We start from the raw sequence: 18,611 nt of genomic DNA on the forward strand, positions 1-18,611 counted from the left end.
CGCGCGTGCATACGGTATAGATAAAAGCGATACCTGTTATTGCGTTTGAGCTGCCTCAACCGTACGTCACTCGATGACTTCGGATTGACAGGAATGAAAGCTGCGCACTCCCACACCCTGCGAGACAAACTATATTACTTAGTTAGTGCTAGGTCCTTCACCGACAAATTGCCATGTCTTGGTTGTGACAGCGCTAACATGTGATGTCGGGAACATACCATGAAATCTGCATGTTGGCGATAGCAGTTGAGCTTAATCGAACATGCATAGGCAGGGCGCGCTGCTCGCGCCTCGCATCGGCGGTGCCGGGCTGTATCGGAGAAAGGAGTGGGCGCCGCCCTGGGCGTGGCAAAGGGGGATCAAGGCAGGGTGGATGGCTATACCGCCCATGCGTTCGGTGCAAGGCGGCGACACCGCATCGCACGCACCTGGTGAACCCATGGATGGGAAATCCACCCACCCTACGTGAGAATGAGCTGGGCAACATCACCTTCGCGACGGCGTGGCCGCCGGCGCGGGCCGCTCAGCGCCCGCGTTTCTCGCGCCGGCACTCGAGGAAGCTGACCACGTGCCCGGCCGGATCGGTCGTCTCCAGCCGCACGTCGAAACCCCACAGACGGGCCACGTGCTTGAGCACCTCTTGCGCCTGGGCGTTGAGCGGGCGGCGGTTGTATTGCGTGTGGCGCAGCGTCAGGGCACGGTCGTCGCGTGTATTGACTTGCCAGACCTGGATGTTCGGCTCGCGGCTGCCCAGGTTGTACTGCTCGGCCAGCTTGTGGCGCACGTAGCGGTAGCCGGCCTCGTCGTGGATGGCCGAGATGGTCAGCTTGTCGCTGCGGTCGTCGTCCAGCACGGCGAAGAAATGGAAGTCGCGGATCAGCTTGGGCGACAGGTACTGGGCGATGAAGCTCTCGTCCTTGAAGTTGCGCATCGCGAAGTCGAGCGTCTTGAGCCAGTCGCTGCCGGCGATGTCGGGGAACCAGGCCCTGTCTTCGTCGGTCGGGTTTTCGCAGATGCGCCGGATGTCGGTCATCATCGCGAAACCGAGGGCATAGGGATTGATCCCGCTGTAATAGGGGCTGTTGGCCGGTGGCTGGTAGACCACGTTCGTATGGCTTTGCAGGAACTCGAGCATGAAGCCGTCGCCCACGATTCCCTCTTTGTACAGATCCTGCAGGATCGTGTAGTGCCAGAAGGTGGCCCAGCCCTCGTTCATCACCTGGGTCTGGCGCTGCGGATAGAAGTACTGCGAGATCTTGCGCGTGATCCGCACCAGTTCACGCTGCCAGGGCTCGAGCAGCGGCGCGTATTTCTCGATGAAATACAGCAGGTTCTCCTCGGGCTCGGGCGGGAAGCGGTGGGCCGGCGCGTCCGCGGCCACCTGTTCCTCGCGCTGGGGCAGGGTGCGCCAGATCGAATTGACCTGGGACTGGGCGTATTCCTCGCGCTCCTTGGTGCGCGCCGCCTCTTGCGCCACCGACAGCTTGGCCGGTCGCTTATAGCGGTCGACGCCGTAGTTCTGCAGCGCATGGCAGGAATCGAGCAGCTCTTCGACCGCATCGATGCCATAGCGTTGCTCGCATTCGGCGATATAGTTCTTGGCAAACACCATATAGTCGACGATGGCGTCGGCATCGGTCCAGCTGCGGAACAGGTAATTACCTTTGAAGAAAGAATTGTGGCCGTAGGCGGCGTGGGCGATCACCAGCGCCTGCATCGTCAGGCTGTTTTCTTCCATCAGGTAGGCGATGCAGGGATTCGAGTTGATGACGATCTCGTAGGCCAGGCCCATCTGCCCGCGGCGGTAGCTCTTTTCGGTGCTCAGGAAGTGCTTGCCGAACGACCAGTGGTTATAAGACACCGGCATGCCTACCGAGGTATAGGCATCCATCATTTGCTCGGCGGTGATGATTTCGAGCTGGTTCGGATAGGTGTCCAGGCCGTAGCGCTTGGCCACCCGCTTGATTTCTTCGTGCGCCTGCTCGATCAGGTCGAAGGTCCACTCCGACTGTTCGGGCAGGGCGCGCGGATTGCTTGGATCTCTTGGCATGGGACGCCTCGCTGTTGACTGCATCTGTTCTTCAGGCTATTTGGCCTGCTTCTTGAACAGTTCCCGGAATACCGGGTAGATGTCGGCCGGGGTCACGATCTTTTGCATCGCAAAATTGCGGTGCTGGGCGGCGACGTCGCAGTATTGTTCCCACAGGTTCTGCGGCGGGCCATCGGTGATCTCGACATAGGTGTAATACTGCACGCGCGGCATGATCGCGCTGGTAAGGATCTGCTTGCACAGCACCGAGTCGTTATCCCAGTTGTCGCCGTCCGAGGCTTGCGCCACGTAGGCGTTCCAGTCGGCGCTGCCGTAGCGCTCGGTGATCACTTTCTGCAGCAGGTGCAGGGCCGAGGAGACGACGGTGCCGCCCGACTCGCGCGAATGGAAGAACTCGTTCTCGTCGACCTCGGCCGCCGCCGTGTGGTGGCGGATGAAGACGACGTCGATCTTCTCGTAGACCCGCTTGAGGAAGAGATACAGCAGGATGAAGAAGCGCTTGGCCGTATCCTTGCGCGTCTCGTCCATCGAGCCGGACACGTCCATGATGCAGAACATCACGGCCTGGGTGCTGGGCTTGGGGACCTTGATCCGGTTGGAGTAGCGCAGGTCGAACGGATCGATGAAGGGAATGGCATTCAGACGGATGTGCAGGTGGTGGATGCGGTCCTTCAGCGCGACCACCTGTTCGTCGTCGGACGGCGCGCCCTGGTCGAGCAGCGCCTGCAGCGCCTCTTCTGCCTCGGCCAGCTGGCGCCGGGCGGGACCGCCTACGGCGATGCGGCGGCCCAGCGCGCCACGCAGCGAGCGCAGCACGTGGATGTTCGAGGGCGTGCCGGACACGTTGTAGCCGGCGCGCTGGTTCTTGTATTCGACGGTCTGGGTCAGCTGCGTCTTGACCATGTTCGGCAGCTCGAGATCCTCGAAGAAGTAATTCATGAATTCTTCGCGCGACAGCTCGAAGATGAAATCGTCTTCGACGGTCTGTTCGCTGTTGCCGGCGCGCCCGCGCCCGGCGCCGCCAGCGCCGCCGCGGGGGCGGTTGAACTGGTCGCCCTTTTGATACTCGGTATTGCCGGGGTTGACGGTTTCGTACACGCCGCCATGGGCGTGACCGAAATGCGGTTCGTTCACGTCCTTGACGGGAATGGTGACTTTTTCACCGTTCTCGATGTCGGTGATCGAGCGGCCCTTGATGGCGCGGCCGACAGCATCCTTGATCTGCGCCTTGTAGCGGCGCAGGAAACGTTCGCGGTTGACCGCTGACTTGTTCTTGCCCTGCAAGCGACGGTCGATGAGGTAAGTCAAAACAGGCCTCCTGCTCTTAATAAGCGCGGAACTGGCGACATGTGGCGCTTGTCGCTGGCGCTTTGGCGCCGTCGCATGCGACGGCACCCCTATCTTAATACGCTGCGCGAACGAGCGTGCGGCGCACGCGCAGCGTCAGGTCTTGCCGGCGGCGGCCTGCAGCGAACCGGCAACACGCTGTGGAGCCTATCTCGGCGGGTAGAAGTCGCTCCTGGCGCGCCTGGCGGGCGTGTGCTGCGTTGCTCGTCGTTGCATGGCGCCGCCATGCTGCCTCCTCGCGCCTTGCCCACGCCCACCATCCATCGCCATGAGATTCCTTCCACCCTCCGGGACGGGCTCCTCGCCCGTCACGAGGACTTCCGCACGCGCAAATACCATTCGCACAACAAACGCACCTGCTTTGGCGTATAGCCTTTCTCTACCATGCGGGCGACGAAGTCGGCATGCTTGTTCGCATCCTCTGCGCTCGCTTTTGCATTGAAGGAAATTACCGGCAAAAGTTCCTCGGTATTCGAGAACATCTTCTTCTCGATCACGCTGCGGAACTTCTCGTAGCTGGTCCAGGCCGGATTCTTGCCGGCATTGGTGGCGCGCGCCCTGAGGCTGAAGTTGACGATCTCGTTGCGGAAATCCTTCGGATTCGAAATCCCGGCCGGCTTTTCGATCTTTTCCAGCTCGGCGTTCAGCGATTCGCGGTCGAAGCTTTCGCCGGTATCCGGATCGCGGAATTCCTGGTCCTGGATCCAGAAGTCGGCGAAGGTCACGTAGCGGTCGAAGATGTTCTGGCCATACTCGGAATAGCTTTCCAGGTAGGCGGTCTGGATCTCCTTGCCAATGAAATCGACGTAGCGCTGCGCCAGGTGCTCCTTGATATAGGAGAGGTAGCGTTGCTCGGTCTCGGGCGGGAACTGCTCGCGCTCGATCTGCTGTTCGAGGACGTACAGCAGGTGCACCGGATTGGCCGCCACTTCGGTATTGTCGAAGTTGAAGACCTTGGACAGGATCTTGAAGGCGAAGCGGGTCGACAGGCCGTTCATGCCTTCGTCCACACCGGCATAGTCGACGTATTCGTGCAGCGACTTGGCCTTGGGATCGGTGTCCTTCAGGTTCTCGCCATCGTAGACCAGCATCTTGGAGAAGATGCTCGAATTTTCGGGATCCTTCAGGCGCGAGAGCACGGCGAACTGCGACATCATGCGCAGGGTGCCGGGCGCGCACGGCGCCTTGTCGAGCGAGGAATTACGCAGCAGCTTGTCGTAGATTTGTATTTCGTCGGACACGCGCAGGCAATACGGCACCTTCACGATATAGATACGGTCGAGGAAAGCCTCGTTGTTGCGGTTGTTGCGGAAGGTCTTCCATTCGGATTCGTTCGAGTGCGCCAGCACGATGCCGTCGAAAGGAATCGCGCCGAAGCCTTCGGTGCCCTTGTAGTTGCCCTCCTGCGTGGCGGTCAGCAGCGGGTGCAGCACCTTGATCGGCGCCTTGAACATCTCGACGAATTCCATCAGGCCCTGGTTTGCCAGGCACAAGCCGCCGGAATAGCTGTAGGCGTCCGGATCGTCCTGCGGGAAATCCTCGAGCTTGCGGATATCGACCTTGCCGACCAGCGAAGAGATGTCCTGGTTGTTTTCGTCGCCCGGTTCGGTCTTGGAAATCGCGATCTGTTTCAGGATCGACGGATAGCGCTTCACCACGCGGAACTTATTGATGTCGCCGCCGTATTCGTGCAGGCGCTTGACGGCCCACGGACTCGGAATGGCGCGCAGGTAGCGGCGCGGAATGCCGTAGTCTTCTTCGAGGATGGTGCCGTCTTCTTCCTCGCTGAACAGGCCCAGTGGCGATTCATTCACCGGCGAGCCCTTGATCGCATAAAAGGGCACGAGCTCCATCAGGCTTTTGAGTTTTTCGGCGATCGACGATTTGCCGCCGCCGACCGGGCCGAGCAAATACAGGATCTGCTTGCGCTCTTCGAGTCCTTGCGCCGCATGGCGGAAATAAGACACCACCTGCTCGATCACTTCTTCCATGCCGTAGAACTCGCGGAAGGCCGGATAGATCTTGATCACCTTGTTGGCGAAGATGCGCGACAGGCGCGGATCGAGGCGGGTATCGACCAGGGTCGGCTCGCCGATCGCCGCCAGCATGCGCTCCGGCGCGCTGGCATAGGTCAGCGGGTCTTTCTTGCACAATTGGAGATATTCCGCCAGGGAGTATTCCTCTTCCCGGGTACGCTCATAGCGGGCCGCGTAGTTTTCAAAGATGCTCATTGAAGTTCCTTTAATGTGCCAACAACGAATCACTGTCACAGCAGCCACTATCAAAGCTGCCCGGGGCCCCGGTCTTTGTCACGGTCTCCTTGTTCGGTCGTCACGTGCCGCGCCAGGATGGCCGGCGCCGTTAAAGGAATTCACGTGCGATTGCGTCTTGTCGAATCGGCGGATAGCCGAATCCATGCGTAGTGGAGAACGTCTTTTTTGCGTTTATGAAATTTATTATGTGCCTATTAGTTTCCGAAGTCAAAGCAGTGTCGTGCAAGTTGTTGGAGCGGTGCCAAGTACTTGATTCAGCTATCGAAAATCGGTTTTTGCAGGCGTCGCGGCGGCCCAGGGAAGGTGGGGCCGGAACACGGCGTCGAGGCCGGTTTGAACGAAAGATCGGCGTGCCGGCGGCACCTCCATTTTCTTCCGTCGTGCGCCGATAGTGCACGAACTGCTCAACACGCGGCGCACGCGAATCGTGCATGTCATAGAGCCGAACGCAGCCATTTTCGCCCTGGTGCGGGCGCAAAGCCTGCATGCGTTACACTTATCGGTCGGGCCGGAATGGCCCGCACTATTGACTATTTCCTGATGTACCTGTTGGAGAAAACCATGCTCGACGAACGCCTGCGCAACCTGCTGCAGAACATGCCCAAGGCAGAACTGCACATCCACATCGAGGGCTCGCTCGAACCGGAACTGATTTTTGAGCTCGCGCAAAGAAACGGCGTTGACCTCGCTTACAGCTCGGTCGAAGCGTTGCGCGAGGCCTACGCTTTCACCGATCTCCAATCATTCCTCGACATTTATTACGCAGGCGCCAGCGTGCTGCTGAAGGAACAAGATTTCTACGACATGACCGCGGCCTATCTGGCGCGCGCCCACGCCGACCATGTCCGCCACGCCGAGATCTTCTTCGATCCGCAAACCCATACCGCGCGCGGCGTGCCGTTCGACACCGTCATCAACGGCATCTGGCGCGCCTGCCAGGACGCGCCCCTCAGCGCCAGCCTGATCATGTGCTTCCTGCGCCACCTGTCCGAAGACGAGGCCATCGCCACGCTCGAGCAGTCGATCCCTTATCGCGACAAGTTCATCGGCGTCGGCCTCGATTCGTCCGAGGTCGGCCACCCGCCCGAGAAATTCGCGCGCGTGTTCGAGCGCGCCCGTGCGCTCGGCCTGCGCCTGGTCGCGCATGCCGGCGAGGAGGGCCCGCCGGCCTATATCGAAAGCGCGCTCGACGTGCTCAAGGTCGAGCGCATCGACCACGGCGTGCGCAGCCTGGAAAGCCCGGCCCTGGTCGAGCGCCTGGCGCGCGAGCAGATGGCCCTGACCGTGTGCCCGCTGTCGAACATCAAGCTGCGCGTGTTCGACGTGATGGGTTCGCACAATCTGCGCACCCTGCTCGACGCGAATCTCGCGGTGACCGTCAACTCGGACGATCCGGCCTATTTCGGCGGCTACGTCAACGAGAATTATTTCGCCGCCTTCGACGCGCTGCCGCTGGATGAAGACCATGCGCGCCAGCTGGCGCGCAACAGTTTCCAGGCCGCCTTCGTCGACCCGGAGCGCAAGCGCGCCTTCCTGGCCGAAGTCGACGACTTCTTCGCCAACGCATGATGTTCGGATAGGAGCGGATCCATGTTCATCCAGGCTCTTCGCATGACGGCGCGCGACTGGCGCGCCGGTGAGCTGCGCTTCCTGCTGGTGGCGCTGATCGTCGCGGTCGCGGCCCTGAGTTCGGTCGGCTTCTTCATCGACCGCATGCGGGCGGGCATGGACCGCGACGCCCACCAGCTGCTCGGCGCCGACCTGCTGGTCAATACCGACGACCCGGTGCGCCAGGAATGGCGCGCCGAAGCCTCGAAAAGAGGCCTGCTGCTGGCCGACACCGTCACTTTCCCGAGCATGGCGCAAGCCGGCGAGGGCGACGACTCGCTGGCCCAGCTGTCGTCGATCAAGGCGGTATCGACAGGCTATCCGCTGCGCGGCCAGGTGAGCATCACGACCGATCCGGTCGCCGCCGCCGGCGCGCAAGGCACGCCCACGCGCGAGGTGCCGGCGCGCGGCACGGTCTGGGTCGATCCCGGCCTGCTGCCGCAGCTGCGCACCGAGGTCGGCGCCACGCTCACCCTGGGCAACAGCCAGTTCCGCATCGCCCAGCTGATCGCCACCGAGCCCGACAAGGGCGCCTCGTTCGCCAACTTCGCGCCGCGCGTGATGCTGGCGCTGGAAGACCTGCAAGCCACCGGCCTGGTCGACGACTTCGCGCGCGTGAGCTTCCGCCTGATGGTCGCATCGAAAGACGCGAACGACATGGCCGCGGTGCGCGACTACGAACAGTGGATACGGGCCCAGATCCGCGACAACAACATCAAGGGCGTGCGCATCGAGACGCTGGAGAACGGCCGTCCCGAGATGCGCGCGACGCTCGATCGCGCCGGCCTGTTCCTGTCGCTGGTGGGCTTGCTGTCGGCGATGCTGGCGGCGGTCGCCGTGGCGATGGCCGCGCGCCGCTTCATGGGCCGCCACCTGGACGCCTGCGCCATGCTGCGCTGCCTGGGACTGACCCAGAACCAGGTCACCGTGCTGTACCTGCTCGAATTCGGCTTCATCGGCTTGGCCGGGAGCGTGATCGGGGTGCTGGTCGGCTTCGGCGCCCACTTCGTGCTGCTCGAGATGATCGCCTCGCTGATCAAGACCGAGCTGCCGCCGGTGTCGATGCTGCCCGCGCTGCAGGGCGTGGCGACGGGGCTGATGCTGCTGGTCGGCTTCGCGCTGCCGCCGATTCTCCAGTTGCGCAACGTGCCGCACAACCGGGTGATCCGGCGCGAGCAGGGCGCGCCGCAGCCGGCCGCGCTGGCGACCTATGGCCTGGGCATCGGCGTGTTCTTCCTGCTGCTCCTGTGGCAGGCGGGCGATCCGACCCTGGCGCTCATCACCGCCGGCGGCTTCCTGGGCGGCTTCGCCTTCTTCGCGCTGGTGGCCTGGCTCGGCCTGCAAGGGCTGCGCCGGATGCGCGGCGCGTTCAAGAACCAGGGCTGGCGCTTCGCCGTCACCTCGCTGCAGCGCCGTCCCGGCGCCACCGTGGTGCAGGTGGTGTCGCTGGCGCTGGGCCTGATGGCGCTGCTCCTGCTCACCGTGGTGCGCGGCGACCTGATGGCGGCCTGGCAGCTGGCCACCCCTAGCGACGCGCCGAACCGCTTCGTGATCAACATCCTGCCCGAGCAGAAGCAGTCGGTCGAAGGCCAGCTGCTGGCGGCCGGCGTCAGGGAGCCGGTGCTGTACCCGATGATCCGTGGCCGCCTGACGGCCATCAATGGCGACGCGATCACGCGCGACACCTTCCAGGACGGCGAGGCGCGGCGCCTGGCCAACCGCGAATTCAACCTGTCGACCACGGATGTGCTGCCGCAGGCGAACGAGGTGGTGCAGGGCGAGTGGTTCAGGGACGCGCCGGGCGTGGCCGAGGCCTCGGTCGAGCAGAGCATCATGGAGCGCCTGGGTTTGAAACTGGGGGACAGCCTGCGCTTCGACATGGCGGGCCTGCTGGTCGAGGCGAAGATCACCAGCGTGCGCAAGCTCGAGTGGGGCTCGATGCGCGCCAACTTCTTCGTCATCATCAATCCGGCGGCGATGGCGGACGCGCCGACCACCTATATGACGGCCTTCCATGTGCCGCCCGAGGGCGCGAACCTGGGCAATGCGCTGACGCGCAACCATCCGAATCTGACGGTGATCGACGTCTCGGGCATCATCCGCCAGCTGCAGGACGTGCTGGACCAGGTGGTGACGGCGGTCGAGTTCCTGTTCCTGTTTACGCTCGCATCGGGCGTGCTGGTGCTGTATGCGGCGCTGATGGGATCGCAATCCGAGCGCACGCGCGAGGCCGGCCTGCTGCGCGCGCTGGGCGCCACGCGCCAGCAACTGGCGCAGGCGCAGCGCATCGAGTTCGTGCTGGTGGGCGGCCTGGCCGGCTTGCTGGCGGCGAGCGGCGCGGCGGCGCTGGGCTGGGCCCTGGCCACCTACCAGTTCAAGTTCCCGTGGGTGTTCGAGCCGGGCGTATGGATCGCGGGCCTGTTCGTCGGCGCGCTGTGCGCGATCGTGGGCGGCTGGCTGGGCCTGCGCGGGGTGTTGCGGCAGCCTCCGCTGCAGACGCTGCGCGAGGCGTAAGCGCGATAATGCAGGCGCTGCGGACACGGTCCGCGGTGCCTGCGCTATCATGGCGGGATGTCCGAACACCACACCGAAACACAGACCGACGTGCAGGCCGAACCCCAGACCCTGTACGAGATGATGGGCGGCGGCGAGCGCTTGCGGGCGCTGGTCGACCGCTTCTATGACCTGATGCAGCTGGAGCCGGATTTCGCCGGCATCCACGCCATGCACCCGGTGCCCAACGACAGCTCGCGCGAGAAGACCTTCATGTTCCTGTCCGGCTGGATGGGCGGCCCCGACCTGTATATCGAGCGCTACGGCCACCCGCGCCTGCGCGCGCGCCACCTGCCGTTCGCGATCGGCAGCGCGGAACGCGACCAGTGGCTGCGCTGCATGGCCTGGGCCATGGAAGACATGGGCTACGACGACACGCTGCGCGTGCGCATGATGAATTCCTTCTTCCAGACCGCGGACTGGATGCGCAATAAACCTGACTGATTGTCATCCATGACCGTTGCCGAAATCCTCATCCTGCTCGGCCTCGTTCTGGTGGCCGGCCTGCTGGTCGCTGTTTTGCTGCGCATGCGCGGCAATGGCGACGGCGCCCACGTCGAACGCCTCGAGCGCGAGCTGCGCCAGGAGCTGCAGTCGAGCGCCCAGGCGACGCGCCAGGAGCTGTCCTCTCATCTGGCGCAGTATCACAATGCCACCGTCCAGCAACTGGACAGCATGCGCCAGCAGATGCAGCTGCATTCCAGTAGCGGGCGGGAAGAACAGGCGCGCGCGCTGAAGCGCTTCGCCGACACGCTGCAGCAGACGCTGGGCAATCTCACCGAATCGAACGCCCAGCGCATGCTCGAGGTGCGCAACACGCTCGAAACCAAGATCCGCGACCTGCAAGGCGATAACGCCAAGCGCCTCGAAGAGATGCGCCAGACGGTCGACGAAAAACTGCATGCGACGCTGGAGACGCGCCTGTCCGAATCGTTCCGCCAGGTGTCGGAGCGGCTGGAAAAAGTGCACCAGGGCCTGGGCGAGATGCAGCAGCTGGCGATCGGCGTGGGCGACCTGAAGCGCGTGCTCACCAACGTCAAGACCCGCGGCACCTGGGGCGAGGTGCAATTGGAAATGCTGCTGGAGCAAGTGCTCACCGTCGACCAGTACGCGAAGAACGTCGAGACGGTGGCCGGTTCCAACGCGCGGGTGGAGTTCGCGATCAGGCTGCCCGGCGTGGTCGACGGCGGCGCGCCGCTGTGGCTGCCGATCGACGCCAAGTTCCCCAAGGAGCAGTACGAACGCCTGCTGCTGGCCAGCGACGAAGCCGATGCCGAGGGCGTGGCGCGCGCCGGCGCCGAACTGGAACGGGCGGTGCGCAATGAAGCGCGCACGATTTGCGACAAATACGTGTCGCCGCCGCAGACGACCGACTTCGCCATCCTGTTCCTGCCGACCGAGGGCCTGTACGCCGAGGTGATGCGCCGTCCCGGCCTGGCCGACGACCTGCAGCGCACCTTGCGGGTGACGATCGCGGGGCCATCGACGCTGGCCGCGCTGCTCAACAGCCTGCAGATGGGCTTCCGCACCTTGGCGCTCGAGAAGCGCTCGTCCGAGGTGTGGCAGGTGCTGGGGGCGGTCAAGACCGAGTTCACCAAGTTCGGCGACGTGCTGGCGACCACCAAGCTGACGCTGGAAAAGGCCGCCAAGAACATCGAAAGCGCCGAGGTGCGCAGCCGTCAGATGGCGCGCAAATTGAAATCGGTGGAGGCGTTGCCGAGCGAGGCGGCGCAGTTGATGCTCGGGCCCGATGGCCTGGAGCGGGACGACTGATGATCGAATGAGGTGAAACATGTGGGGTGGACGGCGCTGGCGTCCAACCCACGGCTCAATGCCTATCCAGGTTGCTAGAACAAGCCCTCGAACGGCAAGATATCCACCATCTCCCCCGCCGCGACATTGCCTTGCCCATCATGCAGCACCACCATGCAATTCGCCTCCGACATCGAGCGCAGGATGCCCGAGCCCTGCGACCCGGTGATGCGCACCTCCGGCTCGCCATCCGCCCCGCGCGCGACGATGCCGCGCTGGTATTCGGTCCGACCCGGCTTCTTGCGGATCGCCTCGGTCGAGCGCGCACGCAGCAGCGGTAGCGGCGCCCCGGCGCCCATCATGCGCAGCAGCGCCTCGCGCGCGAAGAAGTAGAACGACACCATCACCGCCACCGGATTGCCCGGCAGCCCGAACAGAAAGGCGCTGCGGCCGTTGGACGATATCCGGCCAAAGGCCAGTGGCCGGCCCGGACGCATGCCGATCTTCCAGAAGGTCACGTCGCCCAGCTCGGCCATTACCTGTCTGGTGTAGTCCGCCGCGCCGACCGAGACGCCGCCCGAGGTGATGATGGCGTCGGCGTTCTCGCAGGCGGTGCGCAGCGCTTGCGCCAAAGCCTCCGGGCTGTCGCGCACCACGCCCATGTCGATGATCTCGCAGCCCAGGCGCTGCAGCATGCCGTAGATCGTGTAGCGGTTGCTGTCGTAGACGCAGCCCTCGTCGAGCGTTTCGCCGATCGAGCGCAATTCGTCGCCGGTCGAGAAGAAGGCGACCCGCAGGCGGCGCTGCACGGGAATCTCGGCGAAGCCGAGCGAGGCGCACAGGCCCAGGTCGGCCGGACGGATCACGCGGCCGGCCTTCAGGGCCGGGCTGCCGGTCTTCAGGTCTTCGCCGGCCAGGCGGCGGTTGTCCCCTGGACGGATCGCGCCCGCGCGCAGGGTGACGGTATCAATGGTCGTGCTTTCGGCGAATTCCTGCGGCAGCACGCTGTCGCAGCCGGCCGGCATCACGCCGCCGGTCATGATGCGCACGCATTCGCCAGGTTCGGGAACGATGTCGAGCGGCTTGCCGGCGTAGGCGATGCCGACCACCTTCAGCGTGACCGTGCCGTCGGCCGGCAGGTCGCCGCCGCGCAGCGCGTAGCCGTCCATGGCCGAGTTGTCGTGCGCCGGCACGTTGATCGGCGAGACCAGGTCGCGCGCCAGCACGCGGCCGAGCGCAGCGCGCAGTGCGACCATCTCGACCGCACGCACGGGCTGCACGAAGTCGCGGATGATGCGCTGCGCGTCCTGCACGCGCAGGGCGTCCGGATCGTAGCCGTTGATGCAGCTCGCCACCTGGGCCAGGCTGGCGGGGAAGGCCGGCGCGGTGTCGTCGAGGCCGCGCAGCTCGTCCAGGGTATTGATGTTGCGGAAGGCATCGGCGTCGTCGAAGACCACGTCGACCGCCTTCAGGTCGCGATACCAGCCGTCGACGCGGCGGCCACCCTCGGCCAGGTAGGCCGACAGCTGCGGCAGGCGGTCGGCGCGCACCAGGCAGAACACGGGATGCGGCTGCGCGCGCATGCCCGGCTCCCGGGTCGCGGCATAGGCGACGTCGGCATCGGCTTCCTCCAGCGCGGCGAACAGGCGGGACGCCAGGTCGGCCGGCAGGAATGGCGAGTCGCAGGGCACGGCCAGCAGGTAGGGCGTGGCGCAATGGCGCAGCCCCGTTTCCAGGCCGGCCAATGGCCCGGCATAAGGTTCCACCCCGTCTGCGATTTCATCTGGCAACACCATCACGTCGAGCGCGCGATAGGTGTCGAGGTTGCGGTTGGCGCTGACCGCCACCGGCCCGACCTGCGGCCGCAGGCGCGCCAGCACGTGCTCGACCATGGTGCTCGACCGGAAGGGCTGCAAACCCTTGTCGACATTGCCCATGCGCGAGCCGCGACCGCCCGCCAATACCAGTCCGCTGATCATCGCTTGTTCCATTATCCGCCTATATAGGACATTTCAACCTTGCGCGCCCCATCGCGCTGCCCGATGCCGGTCTCCGCGGTGCGCGTCTCGGAATAGCGGTCGGCCCTTCCGCGCCACAGCTGGGCGATGGCGCCAGAGAGCTCGAGGTCGCTGCGACCGGCGCGCAGCAGCGCGCGCAGGTCGTGGCCACGGGTGGCGAACAGGCAGGTGTACAGCTTGCCCTCGGTCGACAGGCGCAGGCGCGAACAGTCGCCGCAGAAGGCCTGGGTGACGCTCGAGATCACGCCGATCTCGCCGCCGCCGTCCACGTAGCGCCAGCGCGAGGCGGTCTCGCCGCTGTAGTTGGCCGCGACCGGTGCCAAAGGCAGCTCGGCCGAGATGCGCCGCACCACTTCCTGCGACGGCACGACGTCGCGCATATTCCAGCCGTTCGAGGCGCCGACGTCCATGAACTCGATGAAGCGCAGGATGGTCGGCGAGCCCTTGAAGTGGCGCGCCATGGGCAGGATCTGGTCGTCGTTGGTGCCGCCCTTGACCACCATATTGACCTTGACCGGCCCGAGGCCGGCCGCGTGGGCGGCGTCGATGCCGTGCAGCACGTCGGAGACGGCGAAGTCGACGTCGTTCATGCTGCGGAACACCTTGTCGTCCATCGCGTCGAGCGAGACCGTGACGCGGTCCAGGCCGGCGTCTTTCAGGGCCTGGGCCTTGCGCGCCAGGATCGAGCCATTGGTGGTGAGCGTGAGGTCGAGCGGACGTCCGCTCGGCGTCGGCAGCGCGCGCAGCATCGCGACCAGGCGCTCGAGGTTCTTGCGCAGCAGCGGCTCGCCGCCGGTCAGGCGCAGCTTCTCGACGCCGTGCGCGACGAACAGCCGCGCCACGCGCGTGATTTCCTCGAACGACAGCAGGTCGCCGTGCGGCAGGTACTCGTAATCCTTGTCGAAGACTTCCTTCGGCATGCAGTACACGCAACGGAAGTTGCAGCGGTCGGTGACCGAGATGCGCAGGTCGTGCAGGGGCCGGCCGAGCGCGTCGCTGAGCAGGCCAGTCGGCGCTTCGGGCACGGCCGGGACCTGCAGCGCGGAAGAGCGCAGGTCATTGATCAGAATGATTTTTTCAGCCATTTCAGTACGATAGCACGGTGCTGATGAAGCTGCCCGTGCCGATCCGGATGGAGGTGCTGCGGCTCAATGCAGTCCAATAAAGCAGTCCAATAAAAAACGCCGTTCCCGTCTGTGCGGGAACGGCGTATGGGTGTTGCCGACCAGCGCTTACTGACGCGTATCGACCTGCACCAGCGGCTCGTCGACCGGCGCGACCACCGGCTTGCGGGCGCGGCCCAGGCGAACCGGGATCGCCACGGCAGCTTCCTGGGCGGCGCGCAGTTTTTCAGGGTCGGTCGCCGCCAGTTGCAGGCCGGCCTGGGCCAGCACGTCGTCCAGCTTGGCCGGTGCCTCGACTGGCGCTGCCGGAGCAGCAGCCAGCGCGGCGCCAGGCGCCGGTGCGCTAGCGGCGGGCGCGGCGGCTGGCGTCGGCGCGACGGTGATGGCCGGTGCGGCTGCCGGAGCCGTCTCGACCGCCGAGGCGGCGACCGGTGCGGCCACTGACGCGGTGTCGACGACCGGGGCAGGCACCGGAGCAGCCTGCGCCACCGGCGCCTGCTCGACCGAGGCCGGAGCAGGTGCGGGGACCGGCGCAGCTTCCTGTTCGGCCTCGGCGCGTGCCGCAGCCACCGATGCCGCGGTCGGGAACATGTTCTGCTGAGCAGCAACCGAAGCCGCAGTCGGGAACGGGATCTGTTCGGCAGCCACGGGCGCCGCTGCGACCGGGGCAGGAGCGGCAGGCGTGGCAGGTGCAGGTGCAGGTGCGGCAGCCTTGTCGGCCTGGGCCTTCGCAGCGGCCACCGATGCGGCGGTCGGGAACGGCCATGCATCTTGCGTGGCGGCGCGCGCCGGCTTGGCCTTCGCGGCCCTGGCGGCAGCGGCGACCTTGGCGGCCTCTTCATCGGCTACCGGGGTGAATGCCGGCGCTTCGTCCGAACCTTCCAGCGCTTCGCTGCCCTCGACCTGGTCACGGTCGCGGCGATTGCGGTTGCGGCCACCACGGCGGCGGCGGCGGCGTGGCTCGTCGCCTTCGCCCTCGATTTCTTCGCCATCCGGGCCGATCGTCGTCACCGACTTCACGACCTGCTGCACGACTTCCTGGCTGCCGTCCGGGCCGGTGGTGCTCACCGAGACGATTTCGGTGGCGACGAGCTGGCTTACGCTCACTTCGTCGAGCTTGGCTTCGATGGCCTGGGTAGTGCGTTCGGTACGCTCGGTACGCTCGCGCGGCTGGCGTGGCTGGCGCTCCTTGCGCTCGCCGCGTTCCGCACGATCGGGACGCTCGGCGCCCTCGGCGCGCGCTGCGCCTTCGGCCAGTTCGCGCGGCTCACGCGGCTCGCGTGGCTTGCGCTCGCGCGGCTGGCGCGGCTGGCGGCCTTCGCGGGCCTCGTCGCCCTGTGGCGACTTGGCCAGCTCTTCACCTGGCGTGCCCTTGGCAACCGCGTCGCGCTCTTCGCGTTCACGGCCCGGCTTGGCGCCGCGTTCGCCATTGCGGCCGCCATTGCGGCCACCCTTGTTGCGGTTGTTGCGCTCGCCCCGCTCGGCCGGCGCAGGCGCGGCCGGCTTCTCGGCCACGACTGGCGCCGGAGCCGGTTCTTCCGGCTTGCCGAAGAAGAAGTCGCGCAGGCGGCCGAAGAAGCTTTTTTCGGCAGGAGGGGCGGCATGGACAGGGGCGGCGGCCGGCGCGGCGGCGGCTTTCGCCGGCTTGGCCGCTTCGCTGCGGTCGACCACCGGGGCCGGCTGGGCCGGGGTGATGGTCTTGACCACGGCTTCCTGGCGCGGCTTGGCTTCTTCTTTCTGGCGCTTGGCGTAGGCCATGTCGGTGTCGGCGCTCTCGGCCATCGCATAGCTGGCGTGCGCGTCTTCCAGGCGTGGATCGTCGTGCTTGATGCGCTCGAGCTTGTAGTGCGGGGTGTCCAGATGCTTGTTCGGGATCAGGATCACGGTGATGCGGTGGCGGTTCTCGATCTTGAGCACTTCGCCGCGCTTTTCGTTCAGCAGGAACGCCGCGACGTCGACCGGCACCTGCACGTGAATCGCGGCCGAATTCTCTTTCATGGCCTCTTCCTGGATGATACGCAGGACTTGCAGGGCCGACGATTCGGTATCACGGATGTGGCCGGTGCCCGAGCAGCGCGGGCAGGTCACGTGCGAGCCTTCCGACAGCGAAGGACGCAGGCGCTGGCGCGACAGTTCCATCAGGCCGAAGCGCGAGATCTTGCCCATCTGGACGCGGGCGCGGTCGTGGTGCAGCGCGTCCTTGAGGCGCTGCTCGACTTCGCGCTGGTTCTTGGCCACTTCCATGTCGATGAAGTCGATCACGATCAGGCCGCCCAGGTCGCGCAGGCGCAGCTGGCGGGCGACTTCGTCGGCCGCTTCGCAGTTGGTGTTGAAGGCGGTGGTCTCGATGTCCGAGCCGCGGGTGGCGCGCGCCGAGTTGACGTCGATGGAGACCAGGGCTTCGGTGTGGTCGATCACGATCGCGCCGCCCGATGGCAGCGGCACGGTGCGCGCGTAGGCGGTCTCGATCTGGTGTTCGATCTGGAAACGCGAGAACAGCGGCACGTCGTCGCTATAACGTTTTACACGATGCGCCATGTCGGGCATCACGTGGCTCATGAACTGCTGGGCCTGTTCGTAGATCTCGTCGGTGTCGATCAGGACTTCGCCGATATCGGGCTGGAAGTAATCGCGGATGGCGCGGATGACCAGCGACGATTCCTGATAGATCAGGAAAGCGCCGGCGGCCGACTTGCCGGCGCCTTCGATCGCGCGCCACAGCTGCATCAGGTAGTTCAGGTCCCACTGCAGCTCTTCGACGTTGCGGCCGATGCCGGCGGTGCGGGCGATCACCGACATGCCTTGCGGCAGGTCGAGCTTGTCCATCGTCTCGCGCAGTTCCTGGCGCTCTTCGCCTTCGACGCGGCGCGACACGCCGCCGCCGCGCGGGTTGTTCGGCATCAGGACCAGGTAGCGGCCGGCCAGCGAGATGAACGAGGTCAGGGCGGCGCCCTTGTTACCGCGTTCTTCCTTCTCGACCTGGACCATGATTTCCTGGCCCTCTTTCAGCGCTTCCTTGATGGTGCAGTTGCGCACGTCGACGCCCTCGCGGAAATACGAGCGGGCGACTTCTTTGAAGGGGAGGAATCCGTGGCGGTCTTCGCCGTAGGAAACGAAGCAGGCTTCGAGGGAGGGTTCGATGCGGGTGATGACACCCTTGTAGATGTTTGACTTGCGTTGCTCGCGACCGGCGGTCTCGATATCGATGTCGATCAGTTTTTGACCGTCGACAATCGCTACGCGCAGCTCCTCTTGCTGCGTAGCGTTAAACAACATACGTTTCATTTTTATAAACTCCGCGACCCGTGGGCCGTGTGATGGCCGCCCTCGCGGGCGGCGCAGCTACAGGGATGTATGCGGGGATGGGAGCTCAGGAGGGGGAATGCCCGTAGCGTGCGATACAGCGAGAAAAACCGCTGCCGCAACAGGGCGCTGTGGGGCCGAACGTCATTGTCTACGCACGCCGCGACCCTAGCTGTCCGATTGCCACCACGTTGGGGTTGGCACAGCGGCGAGCGAAAGGGGCGTGCTAACAGCCAGCCGGATCGATGCCAGCAACCGTCCAGGACCTGGAGGCGAAAAGACAGCCTTGCTCAAGTCATGAGGATGGTTCTGCATCGAGCCCGGCGAAAAACGACAAGCGTTATCGACACCATCACCCGACAAGCAAGATTTGCTTGCCGGTACTTATCCTTAAGAATCCTGACAATCCAATCCTGCATCTTTGCGCGCAACCCGATTACAACTGCAGGTGCAACCCTGATCGGCGCAAGGATGTGCGTACACGTTACTTTCCATCGAATTTGCAATGAGCGGGGCCGATGGAGCGCGCCCCTGTGTAAAATATCGTTTTAATTCTTACACCAGCAGAGGTTTGACCGCCGCC

10 protein-coding genes are annotated in these 18,611 nt (G+C 64.9%); 4 read left to right on the plus strand and 6 right to left on the minus strand.

From position 1 onward, the window contains the following. Positions 1-523: 523 nt before the first annotated feature. The 3 genes from DIR46_RS19055 to DIR46_RS19065 form a co-directional block, all read right to left on the minus strand. On the minus strand, positions 524-2,050 hold the full coding sequence (locus DIR46_RS19055) for a SpoVR family protein (RefSeq protein WP_109346640.1): 1,527 nt from the start codon (positions 2,048-2,050) through the stop codon (positions 524-526). Between the two features lie 36 nt (positions 2,051-2,086). Continuing rightward, positions 2,087-3,358, minus strand: coding sequence for a YeaH/YhbH family protein (locus tag DIR46_RS19060; RefSeq protein ID WP_109346641.1), 1,272 nt, complete (start codon positions 3,356-3,358; stop codon positions 2,087-2,089). Between the two features lie 347 nt (positions 3,359-3,705). Then, the gene (locus DIR46_RS19065) at positions 3,706-5,628 is read right to left on the minus strand and encodes a PrkA family serine protein kinase (protein WP_005665796.1); all 1,923 of its coding nucleotides are present in this window, start codon (positions 5,626-5,628) and stop codon (positions 3,706-3,708) included. A gap of 603 nt (positions 5,629-6,231) precedes the next feature. Here DIR46_RS19065 and DIR46_RS19070 point away from each other — a divergent pair. From DIR46_RS19070 to DIR46_RS19085, 4 genes are read left to right on the plus strand one after another with little or no spacing between them, the layout of a single operon-like run. Further along, complete coding sequence (locus tag DIR46_RS19070; RefSeq protein WP_109348074.1) at positions 6,232-7,239, plus strand: adenosine deaminase; 1,008 nt, start codon at positions 6,232-6,234, stop codon at positions 7,237-7,239. Positions 7,240-7,260: 21 nt separating this feature from the next. Then, positions 7,261-9,792: an ABC transporter permease gene (locus DIR46_RS19075; RefSeq protein ID WP_109346642.1), complete on the plus strand. Its 2,532-nt coding sequence runs from the start codon at positions 7,261-7,263 to the stop codon at positions 9,790-9,792. Positions 9,793-9,849: 57 nt separating this feature from the next. Next, positions 9,850-10,275, plus strand: coding sequence for a group II truncated hemoglobin (locus tag DIR46_RS19080; RefSeq protein WP_109346643.1), 426 nt, complete (start codon positions 9,850-9,852; stop codon positions 10,273-10,275). Positions 10,276-10,284: 9 nt separating this feature from the next. After that, positions 10,285-11,604, plus strand: a complete 1,320-nt coding sequence (locus DIR46_RS19085; RefSeq protein WP_109346644.1) for a DNA recombination protein RmuC — start codon at positions 10,285-10,287, stop codon at positions 11,602-11,604. Between the two features lie 74 nt (positions 11,605-11,678). Here DIR46_RS19085 and moeA read toward each other — a convergent pair whose 3' ends face one another. From moeA to DIR46_RS19100, 3 genes are all read right to left on the minus strand, one after another. Continuing rightward, the gene (gene moeA, locus DIR46_RS19090) at positions 11,679-13,562 is read right to left on the minus strand and encodes a molybdopterin molybdotransferase MoeA (protein ID WP_109346645.1); all 1,884 of its coding nucleotides are present in this window, start codon (positions 13,560-13,562) and stop codon (positions 11,679-11,681) included. A gap of 11 nt (positions 13,563-13,573) precedes the next feature. After that, on the minus strand, positions 13,574-14,686 hold the full coding sequence (gene moaA / locus DIR46_RS19095; RefSeq protein ID WP_109346646.1) for a GTP 3',8-cyclase MoaA: 1,113 nt from the start codon (positions 14,684-14,686) through the stop codon (positions 13,574-13,576). A gap of 147 nt (positions 14,687-14,833) precedes the next feature. Then, the gene (locus DIR46_RS19100; protein WP_109346647.1) at positions 14,834-18,010 is read right to left on the minus strand and encodes an Rne/Rng family ribonuclease; all 3,177 of its coding nucleotides are present in this window, start codon (positions 18,008-18,010) and stop codon (positions 14,834-14,836) included. Positions 18,011-18,611 lie beyond the last annotated feature (601 nt).

Source organism: Massilia oculi, assembly GCF_003143515.1.
In the GTDB taxonomy this organism is placed as follows: Bacteria; Pseudomonadota; Gammaproteobacteria; order Burkholderiales; family Burkholderiaceae_D; genus Telluria; species Telluria oculi.